Raw genomic sequence first — 23,042 nt, forward strand, 5'->3', positions numbered from 1 at the left:
CACGAAAGGGCCCTCACCACGCATTTCCACGCTGGGTGATGTCATTTCATGGATCGATCGGGCCGGGCGTTAACCGGCCGTTGACACTCCTGGAACCGGACCGTACGGTGGCGTAACTTATCCGGTTCAGTCAACGTCTCTCGATGTTCGGGAGCGCGCGTACGGAGGATGACATGGAACGGTCCGGGACCCGGTGGGCCCGCGCGGTCGCCGCAGGCGTCGTCGGCCTCGCCCTGATCGCCGCGTGCAGCGGCAAGAGCGGGCAGGACTCCGATGCGGCGGGCGGGCAGGTCACCTTGAAGATCAACTTTTGGGGCGACTTCGGCCTCCAGGATCTCAAGACGAAGTACGAGGCGGCCAACCCCAACGTCAAGATCCAGCTGAACTCCGGGGAGTACAACGCCCAGCACGAGGACCTGCAGAAGAAGCTGGTCGCCGGCTCCGGCGCGGCGGACATCGCCGCCGTCGACGAGGGCTTCATGGTGCAGTTCCGCAGCCAGTCGGACAAGTTCGTCAACCTGCTCGACAAGGGCGCCGGGGGGTACGAGAGCAAGTACCTGCCGTGGAAGTGGAAGCAGTCGCTCTCCGCCGACGGCAAGACCCAGATCGGTCTCGGCACCGACACCGGTGGCCTGGCGATGTGCTACCGCACCGACCTATTCAAGGCCGCCGGGCTGCCCACCGAGCGCGACCAGGTCTCCGCCCTCTGGCCCACCTGGGACAGGTTCATCGAGGTCGGCCAGGACTACACCGCCAAGAGCAACAAGAAGTTCATCGACGCCGGCAGCAACCTGTTCAACCCGATCCTCGGCCAGCAGCCGGTCGGCTTCTACAACGAACAGGACCAGCTCCAGATGGAGCAAGGTCCGAAGATCGCCTTCGACTACACCATCAGGGCGATCCAGGCCGGGCTCTCCGCCAACCTGGCCAGCTTCCAGGCCGACTGGGACAAGGGCTTCACCAGCGGCTCCTTCGCGGTGCTCGCCTGCCCTGCCTGGATGCTCGGGCACATCAAGGACACCGCCCCCGGCACCGAGGGCAAGTGGGACATCGCCGCGGTCCCCGGTGGCGGCGGCAACTGGGGTGGCTCGTTCCTGACGATCCCCAAGCAGGGCAAGAACGTCGACGAGGCGTACAAGCTGGTCGAGTGGCTGGTCCAGCCGGAGCAGCAGATCGAGATCTTCAAGAAGGTCGGCAACCTGCCCTCGCAGCCGGCCCTCTACAGCGACCCGGCCATCGCCGACTTCAAGAACCCGTTCTTCACCAACGCACCCGTCGGGCAGATCTTCCCCAAGATGGCGCAGGGCCTGACCCCGCAGTACCTGGGCAAGAAGAACGGCCCGACCCGGGTGGCCGTGGAGAACGTGCTGATCCGGGTGCAGAACAAGACCCTCAAGCCCGAGGCCGCCTGGGCCGAGGCGGTCAAGGAGGCCGAGAAGGCCAGCACCTCCTGAGCCCGTCGGCGCGGGGGTGGTCCGGGCACCGGGCCGCCCCCGCGCCACCCGCGCGTACCCCCGTCTCTTCGGCCCTGGAGTGTCCCGATGTCCACCACCCGCGCCGCGCCCGCGTCGCCGGGCCGCCGAGCCGCCGACGGGCGGCACGGCCACGGCACCGACCCGGACCACCGCCGGCCCAGTTGGCGCGACCGGCTGTACCGGTTCGACATGCGCTACATGCCGTACGTGCTGATCGCGCCCTTCTTCCTGATCTTCCTGGTGTTCGGCCTGTTCCCGCTGGTCTTCAACGGCATCGTCGCGCTGCGCAACTACCGGCTGGACGACCCGACGCTGACCGGCTGGGCCGGGCTGGCCAACTTCCGCCAACTCTTCGGCGACGAGGACTTCTGGAACGCGCTCTACAACACCTTCGGCATCTTCCTGCTCTCCTCGGTGCCACAGCTCCTGCTCGCGCTGATCGTGGCGTCGTTGCTCAACCGCCGGCTGCGGGCGCAGACCTGGTGGCGGGTCGGCGTGCTGCTGCCGTACGTCACCCCGATCGTCGCGTCGACGATGGTGTTCAGCGTCTTCTTCTCCCGCGACTTCGGGATGGCCAACTGGGTGCTCGGCCTGTTCGGCATCGGCGGTGCCGAGCCGATCAACTGGCGGGCCGACAAGCTGCATTCCTGGATTGCCATCGCCACGATGGTCAACTGGAAGTGGATCGGCTACAACGCGCTGCTCTACCTGGCCGCCATGCAGTCCATCCCGCGCGACGTCTACGAGGCCGCCGCGGTCGACGGCGCCGGCCCGTGGCGTCAGCTCTGGCGGATCACTGTGCCGATGATCCAGCCGGTGATCGTGTTCACCGTCATCCTCTCCACCATCGGCGGGTTCCAGCTCTTCATCGAGCCGATGCTCTTCGACCTCAACGCCCAGGCCGCCACTGGCGGACCCAACGGCGAGTGGCAGACCATCGCGCAGCTGATCTACAAGGTCGGCTGGAAGGACCTCAACCTCGGGTACGCCGCCGCGATGAGCTGGGCACTCTTCCTGATCATCCTGGTCGTGGCCGGGATCAACACCCTGCTGACCAACCGACTCTCCGGAGGGCGATCCAGGTGAGCGCCGTCGACACCGCACCGCCGGCCACCAGGACCCGCCGACGGGCCGCCCTGATGGGCCGCGCGCCGCAGGACACCCCGGCCGGCATCGGGACGTACCTGCTGCTGGCCACCACCATGCTCTTCGCGGCGTTCCCGCTGTACTGGATGTTCGTCATCGCCACCAGCAACGACGAGGCCCTGGCCCGGATCCCGCCGGCCGTGATCCCCGGCGACCGGTTCCTGGTCAACCTGGACGAGGTCTTCTCCCTCCAGGACGTCTACTTCGCCGCCTCGCTGGTCAACAGCGTCATCGTCTCGACCGTGGTGACAGCCTCGATGCTGTTCTTCTGCTCGCTGGCCGGGTTCGCCTTCGCCAAGCTGCGCTTCGCCGGCAGCCGCTGGCTGATGCTGTTCGTGGTGCTCACCCTCACCGTGCCCAACCAGCTCGGCGTGGTGGCGCTCTACATCGTGATGGGCAAGCTCGGCTGGAACGGCACCCTGCTGGCGGTCATCGTGCCCGGCCTGGTCACCGCGTTCGGGGTCTTCTACATGCGGCAGTTCATCCTCAACACCGTGCCCGACGAGCTGGTCGAGTCGGCCCGGATGGACGGCGCGACCACCATGCGCGTCTACCGGTCCATCGTCCTGCCGGCGATCCGGCCGGCCCTCGCGGTGCTCGGCCTGCTCACCTTCGTGGCGACCTGGAACGACTTCCAGTGGCCGCTGATCACCCTGGGCGGCACCGACTATCCGACCTCGATGGTGGCCATCTCCGACCTGGCCAGCGGCAACTACGTCATCTACCGCCGGGTCCTCGCGGGTGCGTTCGTGGCTACCATCCCCTTGCTGATCATGCTGTTCATCGGTGGACGTCAGATCGTCCGCGGAATCATGGAAGGTGCGGTGAAGTCTTGAGCCGACAGGCACTCCACGACGGCTGGACCCTGCGAGCGGCACCCGGAGCGCAGGTGCCGACCGAGATCGCCGGCCGGGTGGTGTCGGCGACCGTGCCCGGTTGCGTCCACACCGACCTGCTCGACGCCGGCCTGATCCCCGACCCGTACCTCGACGACAACGAACTGGCGCTGGCCTGGATCGGCCGCACCGACTGGGTCTACCAGGCCACGTTCGTCCACCAGCCGGGCGACGACGAGCGCGTCGACCTGGTCTGCGCCGGCCTGGACACCGTCGCCACCCTCACCCTCAACGGCGTCGAGGTCGGCCGCACCGAGAACATGCACCGCGGCTACCGCTTCGACGTCGGCTCGCTGCTGCGCGACGGTGACAACGACCTGGTTGTGGCGTTCGACTCCGCGTACCGCTACGCCGAGGGGCAGCAGGAGCGACTCGGTGACCGGCCCAACGCCTATCCGGAGCCGTTCCACTTCATCCGCAAGATGGCCTGCAACTTCGGCTGGGACTGGGGGCCGACCCTGGTCACCGCCGGCATCTGGCAGGACATCGGCCTGCACGCCTGGTCCACCGCCCGGCTGGCCACCGTCCGCCCGCTTGTCACACTGGACGGTCGGGACGGGCGGGTCGAGCTGCACGTCGAGGTCGAGCGGGCCGCGGACGTCCCGCTGACCGTCCGCGCCACCGTCGCCGACGCCCACGCCGAGGTCGTCGTCCCGGTCGGGCAACGTACGGCCGTGCTGACCCTCGCCGTCCGCGAGCCCGCACTGTGGTGGCCCCGGGGGTACGGCGAGCAGACGCGCCACCCGCTGGAGGTGACCCTGCACGCGCCGGACGGCGACACCCTGGACACCTGGTCCCACCGGATCGGCTTCCGCTCGGTGCGACTGGACACCACACCCGACGAGCACGGCACCCCGTTCGCGTTGTCGGTCAACGACGTCCCGGTCTTCGTACGCGGGGTCAACTGGATCCCCGACGACGTGTTCCCCACCCGGATCACCCGGGACCGGCTGGCGCAGCGGTTCGACCAGGCCACCGCGGCCAACATCAACCTGCTGCGGGTCTGGGGCGGCGGCCGGTACGAGTCGGCCGACTTCTACGACCTCGCCGACGAGCGCGGCCTGCTCGTCCAGCAGGACTTCCTCTTCGCCTGCGCCGCGTACCCGGAGGAGGAGCCGTTGCGCAGCGAGGTGGCCGCCGAGGCCGCCGAGCAGGTGACCCGGCTGGCGCCGTACCCGTCGTTGGTGCTCTGGACCGGCAACAACGAGAACATCTGGGGCTGGCACGACTGGGACTGGCAGCAGGCCCTCGACGGGCGCACCTGGGGGCGCGGCTACTACCTGGACGTGCTGCCCCGCATCGTCGGCGCGCTCGACCCGACCCGTCCGTACTGGCCGGGCAGCCCCTGGTCGGGCAGCGAGGAGATCCACCCCAACGACCCGGCGCACGGCACCACCCACATCTGGGACGTGTGGAACACCGACGACTACACCAAGTACCGGGAGTACGTGCCGCGCTTCGTCGCCGAGTTCGGCTACCAGGCCCCACCGGCGTACGCCACGCTGCGCCGGTCCATCTCCGACGAGCCCCTCGCTCACGACTCGCCGGGCATGGCCCACCACCAGAAGGCGGCCGGCGGGGACGGCAAGCTCCAGCGCGGGTTGGACGCCCATCTGCCCGCGCCGGCCGACTTCGACGACTGGCACTACCTCACCCAGCTCAACCAGGCCCGCGCCATCCAACTCGGCGTCGAGCACTTCCGCTCGTACCGGCCGGTGTGCATGGGCACCATCGTCTGGCAGCTCAACGACTGCTGGCCGGTCACCTCCTGGTCGGCCGTCGACGGCGACGGCCGGCGCAAACCCCTGTGGTACGCGCTCCGCCGCGCCTACGCCGACCGGCTGCTCACCGTGCAGCCGCGCGACGGCGGGCTGGCGCTGGTCGCGGTGAACGAGACCGCGCAGGCATGGGCCGGGCCGGCCACCATCACCCGACTCACCCTCACCGGGGAGCCGAGGGCGAAGACGTCGGTCAACCTCGACGTCCCGGCGTACTCCTCGGTGGTGCTGGCGCTGCCGGCGGAACTGGCACGGCCGAACGAAGGCCGGCGTGAGCTGTTGGTCGCGGAAGCCGGCGACACCGCGGAGCGGGCGCTGTGGTTCTTCGCCGAGGACCGCGACGTCGAGTGGCCGGCGGCGCAGTGGGACGCGACGGTCGAGCCGGCCGATGGCGGCCAGCGGGTCCTGGTCACCGCGCGGACGGTGCTGCGCGATCTGAGCATCTTCGCGGACCGGTTGGACGCCTCGGCCGAGGTGGACAACGCCCTGGTCACCCTGCTGCCGGGTGAGTCGGTCGCCTTCACCGTGCGCGCCGACACCGCGTTGGACCCGGCGGCGCTGACCAGCCGTCCGGTGCTTCGCTGCGTCAACGACATCTGACCGGACGGGCCCTTCCTCGACCTCTCCGGTCCAGGAGGGGCCCGTCCTGGGCAACCCGGGCAACCTGGGCGGACCGCCGCGCCATCGCGATCCACCGATTGAAGACTTCTTCAAGTGCTAAAGTCTTCGTATCGATCGGGAGGATGGTCATGTCGGTCCCGCTGTACCAGGCGAAGGCGGAACTCTTCCGCACCCTCGGGCACCCGGTGCGTATCCGGGTCCTCGAACTGCTCCAGGACGGCCCCAAGCCGGTTCGCGACCTGCTCGCCGTGATCGAGGTCGAGGCCTCCAACCTCTCCCAGCAGCTCGCCGTGCTGCGCCGCGCGGGAATGGTCACCTCATACCGCGACGGTCCCCTCGTCATGTACGCCCTCAGCACCCCGGACGTGGCCGACCTGTTGGCCGCCGGTCGGCGAATCCTCGGCGCGGTCCTCACCGACCGGGACGGCCTCCTCGACGAGCTGCGGGCCACCGGCGGGAACAGGTGAGCGGCGCCCTCCCTGTGGTCCGTGAGCGGCTCCTCGGGCTGCTGCCGGGCCGAGCCGACTGGGTGGCTGTCCGCCGCTCGCCGCGTCGGGACGTGCTGGCCGGGCTCACCGTGGCGGTGGTGGCACTGCCGCTGGCCCTGGCGTTCGGGGTCACCTCCGGGCTGGGGGCCCAGGCCGGGCTGATCACCGCCGTGGTCGCGGGCGCGGTGGCCGCCGTCTTCGGCGGCTCCAACCTCCAGGTCTCCGGGCCGACCGGGGCGATGACCGTGGTGTTGGTGCCGGTGGTGCAGCAGTTCGGAGCCACCGGCGTGCTCATGGTCGGGGCGATGGCCGGCCTAGTGCTGATCGCGCTCGCCGTGGCCCGCCTGGGCAGGTACGTCCGCTACCTACCCACCCCGGTGCTGGAGGGCTTCACCGCCGGCATCGCCGTGGTCATCGCCCTGCAACAGGTGCCCGCCGCGCTCGGCGTCACCGATGTGCACGGGGAGAAGGTCTGGGCCGTCGCCGCCAGCGCGGTCGCCCGGTTTGTTGCACACCCGCAGCCGGCGGCGCTCGCGGTGGCACTCGCCGTCGCGGCGCTGATGCTGCTGGGCGCCCGGTGGCGCCCCGGCCTGCCGTTCTCGCTGCTCGGCGTGGGGGCTGCCACCCTCCTCGCCGAGGCCCTGCCGGTCGACCTGATCCGGATCGGCGCGCTGCCGCAGAACCTGCCCGTGCCTTCGCTCGGCTTCCTCGACCTCGGCGCGCTCGGCGTGCTGCTGCCCAGCGCGCTCGCGGTCGCCGCGCTCGCCGCCCTGGAGAGCCTGCTCTCCGCCACCGTCGCCGACGGCATGACCGTCGGTGAACGGCACGACCCGGACCGGGAGTTGTTCGGTCAGGGGCTGGCCAACATCGCCGCCCCGCTCTTCGGCGGCATCCCGGCGACCGCCGCCATCGCCCGTACTGCGGTCAACGTCCGCGCCGGGGCGGCCTCGAAGCTCGCCGCCCTCACCCACGCGGTCGCCCTCGCGGCGATCGTGCTGGCCGCCGCGCCGTTGGTCGGCCGGATCCCGCTCGCCGCCCTGGCCGGGGTGCTGCTGGCCACCACGGTCCGCATGGTGGAGGCCGGCTCGTTGTGGGCGTTGGCCCGGGCGACCCGGGGCGACGCCGTCGTGCTGGTGCTCACCTTCGCCGTCACCGTGATCTGGGACCTCGTCACCGCCGTCGCGGTCGGTGTCGGCGTCGCCGTGGTGCTCGCCCTGCGCGCGGTGGCCCGCAGCGCCCGGCTGGAACAGGTGACCCTCGACCCCGGGGAACACAGCGCCGAGGAGTACGCGCTGCTCACCGAGCACATCGTCGCGTACCGGCTGGACGGGCCGCTCTTCTTCGCTGGGGCGCACACGTTCCTGCTCCAGCTCTCCGAGATCGCCGACGTCCGTGTCGTCATCCTGCGGATGTCCCGGGTGACCACGATGGACGCCACCGGTGCACACGTCCTCGGTGACGCGATCGGACGACTACGCGGACGCGGGATCGTCGTCCTGCTCTCCGGCATCACGCCCGCCCATGACCAGGTCCTCGCGACTCTCGGAGTGGCTGACGACCTACGTCGCGAGGGGCTGGTCTTCCCCGACACCCCGGCCGCGATCCGCTACGCCCGGGGTGCCGCGCTCACTGCGACAGCCGACCCGGCCGACGGGATGTGACGGGCTGGGGCCGGCCCTGTCCGCTGACCCGACGAGCGGCGGGTCCGAAGGAGACCCGCCGCTCGTCGAACGTGTTGCTACTCAGGCGCGGGCGGCGGCGAGCACCTGGCCGACCAGCGACCCGGACGTGCCGGACCGCTCGTACTCGGGCCGGTGCAGGCTGCCGCCCATCAGCGGTGCGGGGTTGCGGTGCACGGCAGGGCTGTCCGAGCTGACCAGGGCGGCGAAGTGGAACTCGTCGGCACCGGTCGCCTCGATGATCCGGGTGATGTTGCGCGGCGTGATGCCACCACCCGGCATCACGATGATCCGCCCGGCGGCCCGGCGGACCAGGTCGGCGATGAGCGGAGCACCCTCCAGCACGCTGACCTCCTGGCCCGAGGTGAGCACCCGGTGCACGCCCAGCTCGATCAGCTGCTCCAGCGCGGCGTGCGGGTCGCGGGTCATGTCGAACGCACGGTGGAAGGTGATGGGGACGTCACCGGCGGCGGCGATCAGCCGACGGGTGGTCGGCACGTCGATGTCACCCTCGGCGGTCAGCGCGCCGATCACGATGCCGTGCGCGCCGGCCTCGACCGCCGCCCGTACGTCCCGCTCCATCGCCTCGATCTCCAACGGCGAGTAGATGAAGTCGCCGGCCCGTGGCCGGACGATCACGTGCACCCGGATCCGGGTGACGGCGCGCAGAGTCGTCTCGATGGTGCCCAGGCTGGGGGTCAGCCCGCCATCGAAGAGCGCGGAGCACAGCTCCACCCGGGCGGCGCCGGCCTCCTCGGCGGCGACCGCCCCCTCGACGCTGTCGATGCAGATCTCGAATGTGCTCATGACTGTTCCTTTTCGGTGCGGGACGGGGCCGATTCGGGTGCGAGACGCGCTTATTCGATGACGGCGGTGACCGCGCCGACGGGTTCGCCGCCACCGAGCACCGGCACCCGGCGCAGCGCGTCGGCTCCGCCCACCGGTACGCCCACGGTGTCGAGCGCGGCGAGCGCGATGGCGGTGGTGGCTCGGGGTGAGCCGTCGATGACCTTCACCGCCACGGCGTGACCGTCCGGGGCCGCCACCGCGAGCACGCCCTCGGCCCCGCCCTTGGCGAGCACACCGGGCAGTGCCCGCATCAGGTCGGTGTTCGGGTGCCCGTGCCAACCGCCCACGTACTCCGGGTGTTGGCGCATGGCCTGCGCCACCAGCGCCTCGTCGCTCCCGGCCGGCGCGGCGACCAACGCCTGGAACGTGCGGGCCAGGCCGGTCAGCGGCAGACCGAACAGCGGCGCGCCGCAGCCGTCGACCGCGTGGTGCGCGATCGGCGTGCCGGCCAGCCGGGCGACCGTCGCGGCGGTCTCCCGCTGCAACGGGTGATTCGGGTCGAGATAGTCGTGCGTGCTCCAGGACCGGGCGACGCAGGCGACGAGCATCGCGGCGTGCTTGCCGGAGCAGTTCATCCGGATCCGTTCGCGCTGCCCACCGGCGCGGATCAGCCGGTCCCGGGTCTGCTCGTCCTCCGGCCAGTCCGCCGGGCAGCCGAGCGCGTCCTCGGTCAGGCCGGCGCCGGCGAGCATCACCCGGACCACCTCGACGTGCCGGTCGTCGCCGGTGTGGCTGCCGGCGGCCAGGGCCAGCGCCGGGCCGGTCAGCGGGTCGACGCCGTCCGGCCCGGTGGCCGCGACCCGACAGGCCAACGCCTGCACCGGCTTCAGGGTGGAGCGGGGGAGCACCGGCTCGTCGGGCACGCCGGCGGCGAGGACGATCTCGCCGTTCGGGGCGAGCACCACGGCGCTGCCGTAGTGCCTGCTCTCGACGAAGCCGTTCCGGACGACCCGGGCCAGTTCGGCGTAGCGGAAGGTGGTCACCGGGGGCTGTTCCCTTCGATGAGCGGCGGGGGCAGGTCCGCGCTCCGTCGTCCACGCCGGCCGCCGAAGCGGCCGTTGCGGGCCTGGAGCACGCGGGCGAACTTCGACAGCGAGGCGTTGACCACCAGGTAGATCAGCGCCACCACCATGAACGTCTGGATCAGCAGGTGGGTGTAGGAGGAGAGCACCTGACCGCTGTAGAGCAACTCGGTGTAGCTGACCACGAAGCCGAGCGAGGTGTCCTTGAGCAGCCCGACCAGCTGGCTGACCAGGGACGGGGCGAGCTGGACCAGCGCCTGGGGCAGCACCACCAGCGCCATCACCTGCCCACGACGCAGCCCGACGGCGAGGCCGGCCTCGGTCTGCCCACGGTCCAGGGCCAGGATGCCGGCGCGGAAGATCTCGGCGAACGCCGCCGAGTTGGAGACCACCAGCGGCACCACGAGCTTCCAGAACAGCGGGAAGTTCATGCCGTACTGCGGCAGGGCGAACAGCGTCACGTAGATCAGCAGCAGGGTGGGGACGGTTCGGAAGATCTCCACGTACGCGCCGGACAGCCACCGCAGCGGTCGATGCACCGACAGCCGGCCGAGCGCCAGCAGCAACCCGAGCGCGGCGCTGAGCACGGCCGTCGCGGCGGCCGCGCGCACGGTGGCCCACAGCCCGTTGAGCAGGTACCGCCAGATCGGCCAGGTGGTGAACGGCTCCCACCGCTCGGCGGCCAGCTCGCCGTGGCTGGCGAACTGGTACACGGCCGCGACGATCGCCCCGGCCAGGACGACGGCGCCCAGCACCGTGGCGATCCGGATCCGTCGCCGGGCACGGGGGCCGGGCTCGTCGAAGAGAATCTGTTGGGCCTGGTTCATCGGACGATCGCCAGCCTTCGTTCGAGCAAGCCGGTGACCTGACCGATGATCAACGCCAGCAGCATGTAGGCGAGACCCGCGCCGGTGAAGACGGCGATCGGCTGAGCCTCGACGAGGTTTACAGTGTTGGCCGCCTGGGTCAGCTCGACGATTCCGACGACGGCGGCCAGTGAGGTGTTCATCAGCAGCGCGATGCAGATGTTGCCGATCGGCTGGATCACCGCCCGCAGTCCCTGCGGCAGGATCACGTGCCGCAGGGACTGGCCGAAGGTGAGCCCGATGGCCCGGGCGGCCTCAGCCTGGCCGACGCCGACCGTGTTGATCCCGGCCCGGATCGCCTCCGCCAGGTACGCCCCCTCGTACACGGCGATGACGATCGCGGCCGAGGTGAACAGCGGGAACGTGATTCCGATGGCCGGCAGCGCGAAGACGAAGAGCACCAGGAGAGCCAGCAGCGGCAGGTTCTGGAACACCTCGACGTACGCCGTGCCGATGGCGCGCAGCAGTGGGACGGGAGCGATCCGCAGGGTCGCTACGACGATGCCCAGCAGCATCGCGCCGATGGTGGTCACGACGGTCAGTTCGACCGTCGTGACCAGGCCGTGGCCGAGCTCGCTCAGGTGGGCGGTGAGGGCGTCCATCGGTACGAGAGGATGCTCAGGAGCCGTCGGCGGAACCGAGGGCCGGCGGGGTGGGCGCCCCACCCTCGACGACTGAACCGAGGGTGCCCTCCCAGACCTTCGCCCACGTGCCGTCGGCCTGGATCTTCTTCAGCCAGTTGTTGACGAACTCCTTGAACTGCGTGTCCTCCCGGTTGAGGCCGATGCCGTACGCCTCCGTGGTGAACGGCTCGCCGACCACCTTCATCCCCGGGTTCGCCTGGGCGCCCGAGGCGAGCAGCGTGAAGTCCTGCACGTACGCGTCGCCGCGCTTCTGGAGCAGGGCCTGCAACGCCTGCGGGTCGGTGCCGAAGGCGATCTGCTTCGAGCCGGGGGCGGCCGACGGCAGCGCGGTGACCGCAGGGGTGTTCGCCCCGACGATGACGGTCTTGCCGGCGAGGTCCTTGACGCTCTTGATCGAGGTGTCGTCCTTGCGGACCCCGACCGCCAGGCCGGAGGTGAGGTACGGCCCGGCGAAGGCGACCTGGGTGGCCCGCTGCGGGGTGATGGTGTACGTCTGGAAGACCGCGTCGACCGACTTGGCCTGGAGCATGGCCTCCCGGGTCTGGGTGCCGATGGTCGTCGTCTTCACCTCGGGCTTGCCGATGATGTACTTCGCCAGCAGCTTGGCCATGTCGGCGTCGAAGCCTTCGATGGTGCCGCTCACCGGGTTCTGCTGGGCGAGTAGCGGCGCGTCGAGAGATCCGCCGATGTTCAGGTAGCCGCGCTTGCGGATCGCATCCATGGTGGAACCGGCCGGGATCTCGGCGTCGGTGGCCACGGGGGCTGCGTCGTACACCGACTGGGCGACCACACCGTCGCCGCCCAGGCCGGAGTCGCCGGGCAGCTTCGGCGCGCTGCTGTCGCCGTCACCGCCGCAGCCGGTGGCGACGAGGGCCACCGCCACCGCCGTTGCGGTGAGGGCGAGCGAGCGCCGCCGGGTGAGGCTCTTCTGGAAAATTGACATGACACCCTCCCGTTGGGGGCTAGTGCTGGAGGATCTTGGAAAGGAAATCGCGGGCCCGCTCGGAGCGCGGAGCTGCGAAGAATTCGTCGGGGGCGCCGGATTCGACGATGCGACCGTCGTCCATGAAGACGACCCGGTCGGCGGCGCGGCGGGCGAAGCCCATCTCGTGGGTGACCACGATCATGGTCATCCCCTCGGCGGCGAGGGAGACCATCACGTCGAGCACCTCGTTGACCATCTCGGGGTCGAGGGCCGAGGTCGGCTCGTCGAAGAGCAGCACCTTCGGCTGCATCGCCAGTGCGCGGGCGATCGCGGCCCGCTGCTGCTGCCCGCCGGAGAGTTGGGCGGGGTGGTGGTTCGCCTTGTCGGCGATGCCGACGCGTTCCAGCAGGTTCATGGCCTGCTGACGCGCCTCGGGCCGGGCGATCCTGCGGACCCGGGTAGGGCCGAGGGTGACGTTGTCCAGCACCGTCTTGTGCCCGAAGAGGTTGAAGGACTGGAAGACCATGCCGACGTCGGCGCGCAGTCGGGCCAGCGCGCGACCTTCGGCCGGCAGAGGCTCACCGTCGATCTCGATGGTGCCCTGCCCGATCGTCTCCAGCCGGTTGAGGCAGCGGCACAGGGTCGACTTGCCGGAGCCGGACGGCCCCACCACGACGACCACCTCGCCGGCCGCCACCGTGAGGTCGATGTCCTTGAGCACGTGCAGCGGACCGAACCACTTGTGCAGGCCGCGTACCGACACCATCGGTCGGTCCGCACCCGTCGTCCCCGGTGCCACCACCCGACCCCACTTTCTTCGGCCACCGAACTAAGTCGGCTTCATATCGAACCAACAGCGACAGTTAAAGGTAGCGCGCAAACTAAGTCAACTGGTTGCCTGAATTAACTGGGGGTGCTAAGAAGCTGACGTGACGATTGACGAGGCGCCACGCGAAGCCCTCCGCAGCAGCCCCCGGGATTTGCTGCGTTGGGTCGCTACCGGGGCGGCCGTCAGTCGTGCCGACCTGTCCCGGCTCTCCGGGCTGTCCCCCTCGACGGTTTCCCAACGGGTCGAGGCGTTGATCAGCCAGGGGCTGCTGGAGGAGACCGGCGCTGGGCGGTCCCGTGGCGGCCGGCGACCGCGCCAGCTCGCTGTACCCACCGGCGGTGCTGTGGTCGGCGCGATCGACCTCGGCGCGCACCACGCCCGTGTCGGCACACTGGATCTCTCCGGGCGGGTGGTGCGGGCCCGCACCCTGCCGGTACGCATCGAGGACGGCCCGGAGGAGGTGCTCGGCGCGCTGCTGGCCGAGGTCTCCGCGCTGGTGGCCGGTGGCACGTCAGCGGCTACCGGTGACGCGCCGTCGGCGGGCGTGCTGCGCGGCGTCGGCGTCGGCATCCCCGGCCCGGTGCAGCACGCCACCGGACGGATCGTCAGCCCGTCGCGGATGCCCGGCTGGAACGGCTTCGACGTCGCCGCGTTCTGCGCCGACCGGATCGAGGCGCCGATCATTGTGGACAACGACGCCAACCTGATGGCGCTGGGCGCGCATCGCACGGCGCATTCCGAACTGGACCACGCTGTCTACATCAAGGCCGGCACCGGGATCGGCTCCGGAGTGATCTCCAGTGGACAGCTGCACCGGGGCGCTCAGGGCTCGGCCGGGGACATCAGCCACTGCCGGGTGGTCGCCGACCCGGCGCCCGCGTGCAGTTGCGGCAATTCCGGCTGCCTGGAGGCGGTGGCCAGCGGCGCGGCCCTGGTCACCGCGCTCCGTGAGCAGGGCGTGCCGGTCGACGACCTGACCGGCGTGATCCGCCTGATCGACGACGGCGACCTGCACGCCACCGCGCTCGCCCGGCAGGCCGGCCGGGCCATCGGCGAGATCCTGGCCGTGGTGGTCAACTTCTTCAACCCGCAGGTGGTGGCCATCGGCGGCCGACTGGCCGACTGCGAACCGCTGATGGCCAGCATGCGGGCCACCCTCTACGAGCGGTGCCTACCGCTGGCCACCCAGACCCTGCTCATCGAGCGGGTCACCACCGGCCAGGACGTCGGCATCACCGGTGCCGCCCACCTGGTGATCGACCACGTCGTAACGGTCAACTGACCGCTCCTCAGGCAGCGCTGATCACCACGAGATCGCCGATATCGCGGTATCCCGTCGACCGGATACCCCAACATCGGCGATCTCGTGGTGATCTAGCGGCCTCGGGCCGCGGTGGCTACTCCGGGACGCGGCGGTACGCGCCGTCGCTGGCCGAGGTGGCCATCGAGGCGTACGCGCGCAGTGCCGCCGACACCGGCCGCTGCCGGTTGGTCGGGGTGTACGGCTTGTCGCGCTTCTCCTCGGCCACCCGTCGCGCCTCCAACTCCTCGGAGGGCACGTTGAGCTCGATGGAACGGCCGGGGATGTCGATGACGATCTCGTCGCCCTCGCGGACCAGGGCGATCAGCCCACCGGAGGCCGCCTCGGGGGAAGCGTGCCCGATGGAGAGCCCGGAGGTGCCGCCGGAGAAGCGGCCGTCGGTGAGCAGCGCGCAGGCGCGGCCCAGCCCCCGACCCTTGAGGAACGAGGTGGGGTAGAGCATCTCCTGCATGCCGGGGCCGCCCTTCGGGCCCTCGTACCGGATCACCACCACGTCACCGGCGACGATCTCCTTGGCGAGGATCGCGGTCACCGCGTCGTCCTGGGACTCGTAGACCTTCGCCGGCCCGCGGAAGGTCAGGCAGTCATCCGGCACGCCGGCGGTCTTCACCACGCAGCCGTCCGGGGCCAGGTTGCCGCGCAGGATGGCCAGGCCGCCGTCGGCGGAGTAGGCGTGCTCGCGGTCGCGGATGCAGCCCTCGGCCGCGTCGGTGTCCAGCGACGACCAGCGGTTGGTGGTGGAGAACGGTTCGGTGGTACGCACCCCGCCGGGCGCGGCGTGGAACAGCTCGACCGCCGTCGGCGTGGGCGAGCCGCTGCGGACGTCCCAGTCGGTGAGCCACTGCGCCAGCGAGGGGGAGTGCACGGCGTGCACGTCCCGGTTGAGCTGCCCGGCCCGGTCCAGCTCGCCGAGGATCGCCGGAATGCCGCCGGCCCGGTGCACGTCCTCCATGTGGTACTTGGGCGAGTTCGGCGCGACCTTTGCCAGGCAGGGCACCCGCCGGGAGATGGCGTCGATGTCGGCGACGCCGAAGTCCATCTCCGCCTCGCGGGCGGCGGCGAGCAGGTGCAGCACCGTGTTGGTGGAGCCGCCCATCGCCACATCCAGGGCGACCGCGTTCTCGAAGGCGGCCTTGGAGGCGACGATGCGGGGCAGGACGGAGTCGTCGTCACCGTCGTACCACCGCTTGGAGATCTCCACGATGGTGCGGCCGGCCTCGACGAAGAGCGACCGGCGCGCGGCGTGGGTGGCAAGCGTCGAGCCGTTGCCGGGCAGCGCCAGGCCGATCGCCTCGGTGAGGCAGTTCATCGAGTTTGCGGTGAACATGCCGGAACAGGAGCCGCAGGTGGGGCAGGCGGAGCGCTCGATCTCGCCGAGCTGCTCATCGGTGACCGCCTCGTTGGAGGAGGCGATCATCGCGTCGATCAGGTCGATCTTGCTGTGCACGACGCCCTCGATCGCCGTCGTCTTGCCGGCCTCCATCGGACCGCCGGAGACGAAGACGGTCGGGATGTTGAGGCGCAACGCGGCCAGCAGCATGCCTGGGGTGATCTTGTCGCAGTTCGAGATGCAGACCAGGGCGTCGGCGCAGTGCGCGTTGACCATGTACTCCACCGCGTCGGCGATCAACTCCCGGCTGGGCAGCGAGTAGAGCATGCCGCCGTGGCCCATCGCGATGCCGTCGTCGACCGCGATGGTGTTGAACTCACGCCCCACCCCGCCGGCCTCGGCGACCGCGTCCGCGACCAGGCCACCCATGTCCTTCAGGTGTACGTGACCAGGCACGAACTGGGTGAAACTGTTGGCGATGGCGACGATCGGCTTGCCGAAATCGTCGTCGGTCATCCCGGTGGCCCGCCAGAGGGCCCGGGCGCCGGCCATCGTCCGACCGTGTGTGGAGGTCCTCGACCGCAGCTCAGGCATGCGTACCAGCATGACACCGTTGGCGCACTGGCCGTCCGGCGAATGTGCCGTGTCCCAACAGATGCACATCCAGTCCCCCACGACGCGCGGCCATCCGGCACTCTTGAGACGTGCATCTCCCCCCGGGCATGGTCGCGGTCGCGGCGCTGAGCGGGCTGGTCGCCGTCACTGCCACCGTGCTGCTGACCGTGGTCGCCCGGCAGCGCACGGGGCCGCGTCGGCCAGCGCACGTGCTGCTCGCGGTGGCCGCCGGGACGTCCCTGCTCAGCATGTTGGCCGGTGTGGTGGCCGTGCTCTCCGCGAGCGACCACTGGGCACACGAGCAGGGTCTGCGCACCGCCTGGGCCACCGCGGCGGCGATCGGCACCGCACTGAGCGGGCTGGCCTTCGCGGCCGGTCTGCTCCGGCTGCCGGGGGTGGCCGCCACCGCGGCGGGCACCGCCCGGCTCGCCCTGGACGGCGTGACCATGGCGGCGGCGCTGTGGTTCGTCGGCTGGGTGCTCTTCTCCGAGCCGACCCGGCTGCTGGGCGCCGCCACCCCGATGGCCTGCCCGGCGATCCTGGTGGCCACGGTGAGCGCCGCACTCGGTGCCGGGCTCGCCGTGATCGTGGTCTTCCGGGCCGCCGCCCCGCGCTGGCGGCTGGCCGTGCTCGCCGCCGGGATCGGCGCGGTGAGCTGCGGTGGGCTGGGCCTCAGCGCCGGGCTCTGCCAGTCCGGGCCGACCATGGCGTTGACCGGTGCGGTGGTGCTCGCCGCCGGTCTGCTGGCCGTCGCGCTCGCGGTGTACCGGGACGACCGGCTCGGGCAAATCGAGTTGGACCTGATCGGGCGTGACGGCGAGTACGCGGTGGCCCCGATGGTGGCGATGGCGGCGTCGGCGATGTACCACCTCCTGCAGGACGGCCGGTTCACCGCGCCGGGCATCGTGGCCGGCACCGTGGAGGGCTTCGCGCTGGTGGCCCGGCAGTACCTCACCCTCAAGGACGTCCGGGACTACGCCGGCCGGCTGGCCGAGCGGGAGGCGCACTTTCGTGAGCTGGCGCACACCGACCCGTTGACGTCGCTGGCCAACCGGCGGGGTCTGCTGCGCGCGTTGCACGACAGCGCGGCGGCCGGCACCCCGTGCGTCCTGCTCAGCCTCGACCTGGACGGCTTCAAGCACGTCAACGACATGCGCGGCCACGACGTGGGCGACACCGTCCTGGCCGAGGTGGGCAGCCGACTGCGCGGCAACCTGCGCCCCGACGACGTCGCGGCCCGGCTCGGCGGCGACGAGTTCGCCGTGCTCATGCCGGCCCGGCCGGCCGAGGCGGACCGGGTCGCCGAGCGGCTGCTGGGGGTGCTCAACCGGCCGTACGACCAGGAGGAGGGGCCGGTCTTCCTGTCGGTGAGCATCGGGGTGGCCGGGTGGGCGGGCGAGCCGGACGTGGACCTGCTGCTGCGCCACGCCGACCTGGCGCTGCGCTACGCCAAGCAGCGCGGAAAGAACCGGATCGAGCGCTACGACGCCGCGTACGACCAGTTGCTGCGCCGGCGCACGACGCTGGAGCACGAGCTGCGTGGCGCCATCGAGCGCGACGAGCTGCGGCTGGCCTTCCAGCCGGTGGCGTCGCTGCCGTCGGTGCGGCCGGTCGGCGCCGAGGCGCTGCTCCGCTGGCGCCACCCCGAGCTGGGCAACGTCCGTCCGGACGAGTTCATCCCGCTCGCCGAGGAGTGCGGCATGATCGGCACACTCGGCGCCTGGGTGCTGCACCAGGCCTGCTACCAGCTCTCCCGGTGGCTGGCCGACGGGCACGACGTCTGGGTCTCGGTGAATGTCTCCCCCCGCGAGCTGCACGCCCCGGAGTACGTGGTCCAGGTCGCCGAGGCGCTGCGCGCCCACCACGTGCCGCCGCAGCGGCTTGTGCTGGAGGTCACCGAACACGCGGTCGCCACCGACCTGGACGAGCTGATCCGGCGGCTGACCGCCCTGCGGCTGACCGGTGTGCGGATCGCACTGGACGACTTCGGCGCCGGCTACTCCTCGCTGGGGCAGCTGCGCCGGCTGCCGATCGACATTCTCAAGATCGACCACAGTCTGGTGGCCGAGCACGAGCCGGTCCGCCCGGTGGGCAGGGAGGGCCCGGCGTTCGCGCCCATGGTCGACATCGTGATGCGGCTGGGCCACCAGTTGGGGCTGGAGGTCATCGCCGAGGGTGTGACCACGCCCACCGAGTTGGCCGCGGTGGTGGCCGCCGGCTGCCGGTTCGGCCAGGGCGCGCTCTTCGGCTGGGGAGTGCCGGCCGAGCACCTGGAGGCGATGCTGGAGGCGGCCACCTCGCCGGGTGCCCGGCCCGGCCCGCTGCCCGCTCCGCGCCGGGTTCCGGGCGGTTCCGAGCAGGTCATCCCCTCTGGTGGTGGCGCGTCGTCGGCCGACGCGCCGTCGTCCGTTGACCAACATGTGAGATCAGTTGACTCATCGCGTGAGATGCGTCAGGCTTAGCCGCATGTCGTCGTACCGGTCGCGAGTACTTACCTGAGCGCACTCTCCCTCACTGAGAGTGCGCTGGCCCCGTGCATCTGCACGAGGGCCGTTTTTATTGCCGTCGGAACCTGTCGCGACGGGCCCCGCCCGTCGCCGCATCGCTGAACAAGCCCCAGCCATTCCAGCCGAAGGCCAGAACCGCCATGACGAGACCCACGCCCGAGACACTCGCCCACACCGCCCGGCGGGCCCGCGCGGCCGAGCCGGCCGGCACCGTCGACCCCGCCGCACGCGCCGCCGCCGTCCCGGCCACCCCGGCGGTACGGCCATCCGCCCCGACCGAGGTCTCCGGCGCCGGTTCGCTGGTGCGGTCCCTGGAAGCGCTCGGCGTCGACGTCGTCTTCGGTATCCCGGGCGGCGCGATCCTGCCGGCGTACGACCCGCTCTACGACTCCAGCGTCCGGCACATCCTGGTCCGCCACGAGCAGGGCGCCGGTCACGCGGCGACCGGGTACGCGCAGGCCACCGGCAAGGTCGGCGTCTGCATCGCGACCTCCGGCCCGGGTGCGACAAACCTGGTCACGCCGATCGCCGACGCGTACATGGACTCGGTGCCGATGGTGGCGATCACCGGCCAGGTGGCCCGCCCGTCGATCGGCACCGACGCCTTCCAGGAGGCGGACATCCAGGGCATCACCCTGCCGATCACCAAGCACAACTTCCTCGTGCAGAGCCCCGAGGAGATCCCGCAGGTGCTGGCGGAGGCGTTCCACCTGGCCAGCACCGGCCGCCCCGGCCCGGTGCTGGTCGACATCCCCAAGGACGTGCTCCAGGCGCCGACGACCTTCGTCTGGCCGCCCACGCTGGACCTGCCCGGCTACCGGCCCACCCTGAACCCGCACGGCAAGCAGATCCGGGAGGCGGCCCGCCTGATCGCCGCCGCCCGCCGGCCGGTGCTCTACGTCGGTGGCGGTGTGCTCAAGGCCGGCGCCACCGACGGGCTGCGCCGGCTCGCCGAGCTGACCGGCGTCCCGGTGGTCACCACCCTGATGGCGCTCGGCGCCTTCCCCGACTCGCATCCGCAGCATCTGGGGATGCCCGGCATGCACGGCACCGTCGCCGCCGTGTACGGCCTGCAGAAGGCCGATCTGATCGTCGCGCTCGGCGCCCGCTTCGACGACCGCGTCACCGGCAAGCTGGACTCGTTCGCTCCGGACGCGACGGTGGTGCACGCCGACATCGACCCGGCCGAGATCGGCAAGAACCGGCACGCGGACGTCCCGATCGTCGGCGACGCCCGGCACGTCATCGACGAGCTGATCGCCGCGGTGACCGTCGAGCGGTCGGCGGGGCACACCACCGACCTGGGCGACTGGTGGACCCAGCTGGACGACCTGCGCAACCGCTACCCGCTGGGCTACGACGAGCCGTCCGACGGCACGCTCTCCCCGCAGTACGTGATCAAGCGGCTGGGCGAGATCGTCGGTCCGGACGCGATCTTCGTGGCCGGCGTGGGGCAGCACCAGATGTGGGCGTCCCAGTTCATCTCGTACGAGAAGCCGTACACCTGGTTGAACTCCGGCGGGCTCGGCACGATGGGCTACGCGGTGCCGGCCGCGATGGGCGCGAAGGTCGGCAAGCCGGACACGGTGGTGTGGGCGGTGGACGGCGACGGCTGCTTCCAGATGACCAACCAGGAGTTGGCCACCTGCGCGCTGGAGGGCATCCCGGTCAAGATCGCCGTGATCAACAACGGCAACCTCGGCATGGTCCGGCAGTGGCAGACGCTGTTCTACAACGAGCGCTACTCCAACACCGAGCTCGGCACCCACAAGCACCGCATTCCCGACTTCGTCAAGCTCGCCGAGGCCCTGGGCTGCGTCGGGCTGCGCTGTGAGAACGCCGACGACGTGGACAAGACCATCGCCGCGGCCATGGCGATCAACGACGCTCCGGTGGTGATCGACTTCGTGGTCGGCAAGGACGCCATGGTCTGGCCGATGGTCGCCGCCGGCACCAGCAACGACGAGATCATGTTCGCCCGCGGCGTTCGCCCGGCCTTCGACGAGGACGACATCTAGTCATGACCGAATGCACCGAGCGAAGCGAGGGCCATGAGGGCATGACAAAGGAGACGCAGTGACCATGCACACCCTGTCCGTGCTCGTGGAGAACAAGCCTGGCGTGCTCGCCCGCGTCTCCGGCCTGTTCTCGCGGCGCGGGTTCAACATCGACAGCCTCGCCGTCGGCGAGACCGAGAACCCGGACGTCTCCCGGATCACGATCGTGGTCAACGCCGAGTCGTCCCCACTGGAGCAGGTCACCAAGCAGCTCAACAAGCTGGTCAACGTGCTCAAGATCGTTGAGCTGGACCCGCAGGTCTCGGTCGCCCGGGAGTTGCTGCTGGTGAAGGTCCGCGCCGACCGGTCCGCACGGACCCAGGTGCTGGAGACGGTCAACCTGTTCCGCGCCCGGGTGGTCGACGTGGCACCGGACACGCTGACCATCGAGGCCACCGGCACCCCCGACAAGCTCGACGCGCTGCTGCGCGACCTCGAGCCCTTCGGCATCAAGGAAATGGTCCAGTCCGGGCTGGTGGCGATCGGGCGCGGCTCGCGTTCGATCACCGCCGGTCCCGCCCTGCGGGCCGCCTGACCCGCCGCCGGTCGGCCCTGGCGAAGGGCCGTCCTCCGAACCCATCCGCACACACCACGACGGGCCGCCCGGGCCGTCGTACGAAAGGGAAGTCTCATGAGCGTTGAGGTTTACTACGACGACGATGCCGACCTCGGCCTGATCCAGGCCAAGAAGGTCGCGGTGATCGGCTACGGCAGCCAGGGCCACGCCCACGCGCTGTCGCTGCGCGACTCCGGCGTCGACGTGGTGATCGGTCTGCCGGAGGGCTCGAAGAGCCGTCCCAAGGCCGAGGAGCAGGGCCTGCGGGTGCTCACGCCGGCGCAGGCCGCGGCCGAGGCTGACGTGATCATGGTGCTCGCGCCGGACACCGCCCAGCGCTCGCTCTACACCGAGTCGATCGCCCCGCACCTCGCCCCGGGCAAGGCCCTCTTCTTCGGCCACGGCTTCAACATCCGGTACGGCCTGATCAAGCCGCCGGCCGAGGTGGACGTCGCCATGGTCGCGCCGAAGGGCCCCGGCCACCTGGTTCGTCGCCAGTACTCCGACGGCAAGGGCGTGCCCTGTCTGGTCGCCGTCGAGCAGGACGCCAGCGGCAACGCGCTCGCGCTCGCGTTGGCGTACGCCAAGGGGATCGGCGGCACCCGCGCCGGTGCGATCAAGACCACCTTCACCGAGGAGACCGAGACCGACCTCTTCGGTGAGCAGGCGGTGCTCTGCGGCGGTGCGGCGGCGCTGGTGCAGACCGGTTTCGAGGTGCTCACCGAGGCCGGCTACGCGCCGGAGGTGGCCTACTTCGAGTGCCTGCACGAGCTGAAGCTGATCGTCGACCTCATGTACGAGGGCGGCATCGCGAAGATGCGGTACAGCATCTCCGACACCGCCGAGTACGGCGACCTCTCCCGTGGCCCGCGCATCATCGACGCCCGGGTCAAGGAGGAGATGCGCAAGATCCTCGGTGAGATCCAGTCCGGCGAGTTCGCCCGCGAGTGGGTCGCCGAGGACGAGGCGGGCCGGCCCAACTTCACCAAGTGGCAGGCCGAGGGCGCGGCGCACCCGATCGAGGAGACCGGCGCGAAGCTGCGCGGCATGATGAGCTGGGTCGACCGCCCGATCACCGAAACCGCCTGACGGGTTCCGCAGCACCGTCCAGCCGTCCCGAGCGGCGGATGGTCCACCGACGGCCGGTGACCGGGCGCTCTCCCCAGCGCGGGTCACCGGCCGTCGGCCGTGCACGTGGCCGCTGCCGATGCTCACTTGCTGAGACCGGGTGATCAACGCCTCTGCCGGACCGCGGCGAACGCGCCCGATCGGCGCGGGCCGACCCGCCGCGGGACCGCTCCCTCCGGAACCGGTGCTGGCCCCGGCAGCGGTCGACCGTGCGACAACCTGATGTCGGTCCCGTTAACGGGCCCCGTCCGTCGCCCGAGCGGGCGTGTGAGGGCCCTCACCTCACAGACCGGAACATGCCGGCCAACGG

At 70.8% G+C, this 23,042-nt stretch carries 18 protein-coding genes; 11 read left to right on the forward strand and 7 right to left on the reverse strand.

Features of this window, described 5'->3' with window-relative positions; translation table 11 throughout:
• The first annotated feature begins 173 nt into the window (after window positions 1–173).
• From ABZ808_RS26075 to ABZ808_RS26100, 6 genes are all read left to right on the forward strand, one after another.
• On the forward strand, window positions 174–1,454 hold the full coding sequence (locus ABZ808_RS26075; protein WP_357011364.1) for an extracellular solute-binding protein: 1,281 nt from the start codon (window positions 174–176) through the stop codon (window positions 1,452–1,454).
• 87 nt (window positions 1,455–1,541) lie between these two features.
• Window positions 1,542–2,561 carry a sugar ABC transporter permease gene (locus ABZ808_RS26080; RefSeq protein WP_357011366.1) on the forward strand — a complete coding sequence of 340 codons (1,020 nt, stop codon included), beginning with the start codon at window positions 1,542–1,544 and terminating at the stop codon, window positions 2,559–2,561.
• Between the two features lie 53 nt (window positions 2,562–2,614).
• Window positions 2,615–3,457 carry a carbohydrate ABC transporter permease gene (locus ABZ808_RS26085; protein WP_357011611.1) on the forward strand — a complete coding sequence of 281 codons (843 nt, stop codon included), beginning with the start codon at window positions 2,615–2,617 and terminating at the stop codon, window positions 3,455–3,457.
• Window positions 3,454–5,895 (forward strand): glycoside hydrolase family 2 protein, encoded by a 2,442-nt coding sequence (locus ABZ808_RS26090; protein WP_357011369.1) that lies wholly within the window; start codon window positions 3,454–3,456, stop codon window positions 5,893–5,895. Before ABZ808_RS26085 ends, ABZ808_RS26090 begins: the two co-directional genes overlap by 4 nt.
• Window positions 5,896–6,044: 149 nt before the next feature.
• The gene (locus ABZ808_RS26095; RefSeq protein WP_357011371.1) at window positions 6,045–6,383 is read left to right on the forward strand and encodes a metalloregulator ArsR/SmtB family transcription factor; all 339 of its coding nucleotides are present in this window, start codon (window positions 6,045–6,047) and stop codon (window positions 6,381–6,383) included.
• Window positions 6,380–8,065 carry a SulP family inorganic anion transporter gene (locus ABZ808_RS26100; protein WP_357011373.1) on the forward strand — a complete coding sequence of 562 codons (1,686 nt, stop codon included), beginning with the start codon at window positions 6,380–6,382 and terminating at the stop codon, window positions 8,063–8,065. Before ABZ808_RS26095 ends, ABZ808_RS26100 begins: the two co-directional genes overlap by 4 nt.
• An 81-nt stretch (window positions 8,066–8,146) precedes the next feature.
• On the opposite strand, the gene ABZ808_RS26105 is transcribed toward ABZ808_RS26100, so the two are convergent.
• The 6 genes from ABZ808_RS26105 to ABZ808_RS26130 are packed head-to-tail and all read right to left on the reverse strand — an operon-like array spanning window position 8,147 to window position 13,155.
• Entirely contained in the window at window positions 8,147–8,890 is a 744-nt protein-coding gene (locus ABZ808_RS26105; RefSeq protein WP_357011375.1) for a copper homeostasis protein CutC, read from the reverse strand.
• Between the two features lie 50 nt (window positions 8,891–8,940).
• Complete coding sequence (locus ABZ808_RS26110) at window positions 8,941–9,915, reverse strand: asparaginase (protein ID WP_357011378.1); 975 nt, start codon at window positions 9,913–9,915, stop codon at window positions 8,941–8,943.
• Complete coding sequence (locus ABZ808_RS26115; protein WP_357011380.1) at window positions 9,912–10,781, reverse strand: amino acid ABC transporter permease; 870 nt, start codon at window positions 10,779–10,781, stop codon at window positions 9,912–9,914. Before ABZ808_RS26115 ends, ABZ808_RS26110 begins: the two co-directional genes overlap by 4 nt.
• On the reverse strand, window positions 10,778–11,422 hold the full coding sequence (locus ABZ808_RS26120; protein WP_357011382.1) for an amino acid ABC transporter permease: 645 nt from the start codon (window positions 11,420–11,422) through the stop codon (window positions 10,778–10,780). The genes ABZ808_RS26115 and ABZ808_RS26120 overlap by 4 nt, the downstream gene beginning before the upstream one ends.
• Window positions 11,423–11,438: 16 nt before the next feature.
• Window positions 11,439–12,407 carry a glutamate ABC transporter substrate-binding protein gene (locus ABZ808_RS26125; protein WP_357011384.1) on the reverse strand — a complete coding sequence of 323 codons (969 nt, stop codon included), beginning with the start codon at window positions 12,405–12,407 and terminating at the stop codon, window positions 11,439–11,441.
• A 19-nt stretch (window positions 12,408–12,426) separates the two neighbouring features.
• A complete protein-coding gene (locus ABZ808_RS26130; RefSeq protein ID WP_357011386.1) occupies window positions 12,427–13,155 on the reverse strand; it encodes an amino acid ABC transporter ATP-binding protein in 729 nt (242 codons plus the stop codon).
• Between the two features lie 163 nt (window positions 13,156–13,318).
• Between ABZ808_RS26130 and ABZ808_RS26135 the strand changes: the two genes are divergently transcribed.
• Window positions 13,319–14,500, forward strand: coding sequence for an ROK family transcriptional regulator (locus ABZ808_RS26135; protein WP_357011388.1), 1,182 nt, complete (start codon window positions 13,319–13,321; stop codon window positions 14,498–14,500).
• 115 nt (window positions 14,501–14,615) lie between these two features.
• Here ABZ808_RS26135 and ilvD read toward each other — a convergent pair whose 3' ends face one another.
• Window positions 14,616–16,463, reverse strand: coding sequence for a dihydroxy-acid dehydratase (ilvD, locus tag ABZ808_RS26140; protein WP_357011390.1), 1,848 nt, complete (start codon window positions 16,461–16,463; stop codon window positions 14,616–14,618).
• A 110-nt stretch (window positions 16,464–16,573) separates the two neighbouring features.
• Between ilvD and ABZ808_RS26145 the strand changes: the two genes are divergently transcribed.
• The 4 genes from ABZ808_RS26145 (at window position 16,574) to ilvC (ending at window position 22,693) form a co-directional block, all read left to right on the forward strand.
• Window positions 16,574–18,946, forward strand: coding sequence for a bifunctional diguanylate cyclase/phosphodiesterase (locus tag ABZ808_RS26145; RefSeq protein ID WP_357011392.1), 2,373 nt, complete (start codon window positions 16,574–16,576; stop codon window positions 18,944–18,946).
• Between the two features lie 185 nt (window positions 18,947–19,131).
• Window positions 19,132–21,009 carry an acetolactate synthase large subunit gene (locus ABZ808_RS26150; protein ID WP_357011394.1) on the forward strand — a complete coding sequence of 626 codons (1,878 nt, stop codon included), beginning with the start codon at window positions 19,132–19,134 and terminating at the stop codon, window positions 21,007–21,009.
• A 58-nt stretch (window positions 21,010–21,067) separates the two neighbouring features.
• Window positions 21,068–21,583: an acetolactate synthase small subunit gene (gene ilvN, locus ABZ808_RS26155; RefSeq protein WP_089017348.1), complete on the forward strand. Its 516-nt coding sequence runs from the start codon at window positions 21,068–21,070 to the stop codon at window positions 21,581–21,583.
• A gap of 96 nt (window positions 21,584–21,679) precedes the next feature.
• Window positions 21,680–22,693 carry a ketol-acid reductoisomerase gene (ilvC, locus tag ABZ808_RS26160; RefSeq protein ID WP_357011396.1) on the forward strand — a complete coding sequence of 338 codons (1,014 nt, stop codon included), beginning with the start codon at window positions 21,680–21,682 and terminating at the stop codon, window positions 22,691–22,693.
• The last annotated feature ends 349 nt before the right edge of the window (window positions 22,694–23,042 follow it).

Origin of the sequence: Micromonospora sp. NPDC047527, from assembly GCF_040643015.1 — a bacterium.
GTDB lineage: Bacteria > Actinomycetota > Actinomycetes > Mycobacteriales > Micromonosporaceae > Micromonospora.

Coding starts and splice junctions, on each gene's coding strand:
- ABZ808_RS26075 (WP_357011364.1), top strand. CDS start 174: ATGGAACGGTCCGGGACCCGGTGGGCCCGCGCGGTCGCCGCAGGCGTC.
- ABZ808_RS26080 (WP_357011366.1), top strand. CDS start 1,542: ATGTCCACCACCCGCGCCGCGCCCGCGTCGCCGGGCCGCCGAGCCGCC.
- ABZ808_RS26085 (WP_357011611.1), top strand. CDS start 2,615: ATGGGCCGCGCGCCGCAGGACACCCCGGCCGGCATCGGGACGTACCTG.
- ABZ808_RS26095 (WP_357011371.1), top strand. CDS start 6,045: ATGTCGGTCCCGCTGTACCAGGCGAAGGCGGAACTCTTCCGCACCCTC.
- ABZ808_RS26105 (WP_357011375.1), bottom strand. CDS start 8,890: ATGAGCACATTCGAGATCTGCATCGACAGCGTCGAGGGGGCGGTCGCC.
- ABZ808_RS26115 (WP_357011380.1), bottom strand. CDS start 10,781: ATGAACCAGGCCCAACAGATTCTCTTCGACGAGCCCGGCCCCCGTGCC.
- ABZ808_RS26120 (WP_357011382.1), bottom strand. CDS start 11,422: ATGGACGCCCTCACCGCCCACCTGAGCGAGCTCGGCCACGGCCTGGTC.
- ABZ808_RS26125 (WP_357011384.1), bottom strand. CDS start 12,407: ATGTCAATTTTCCAGAAGAGCCTCACCCGGCGGCGCTCGCTCGCCCTC.
- ABZ808_RS26130 (WP_357011386.1), bottom strand. CDS start 13,155: ATGGTGTCGGTACGCGGCCTGCACAAGTGGTTCGGTCCGCTGCACGTG.
- ilvD (WP_357011390.1), bottom strand. CDS start 16,463: ATGCCTGAGCTGCGGTCGAGGACCTCCACACACGGTCGGACGATGGCC.
- ABZ808_RS26150 (WP_357011394.1), top strand. CDS start 19,132: ATGACGAGACCCACGCCCGAGACACTCGCCCACACCGCCCGGCGGGCC.
- ilvC (WP_357011396.1), top strand. CDS start 21,680: ATGAGCGTTGAGGTTTACTACGACGACGATGCCGACCTCGGCCTGATC.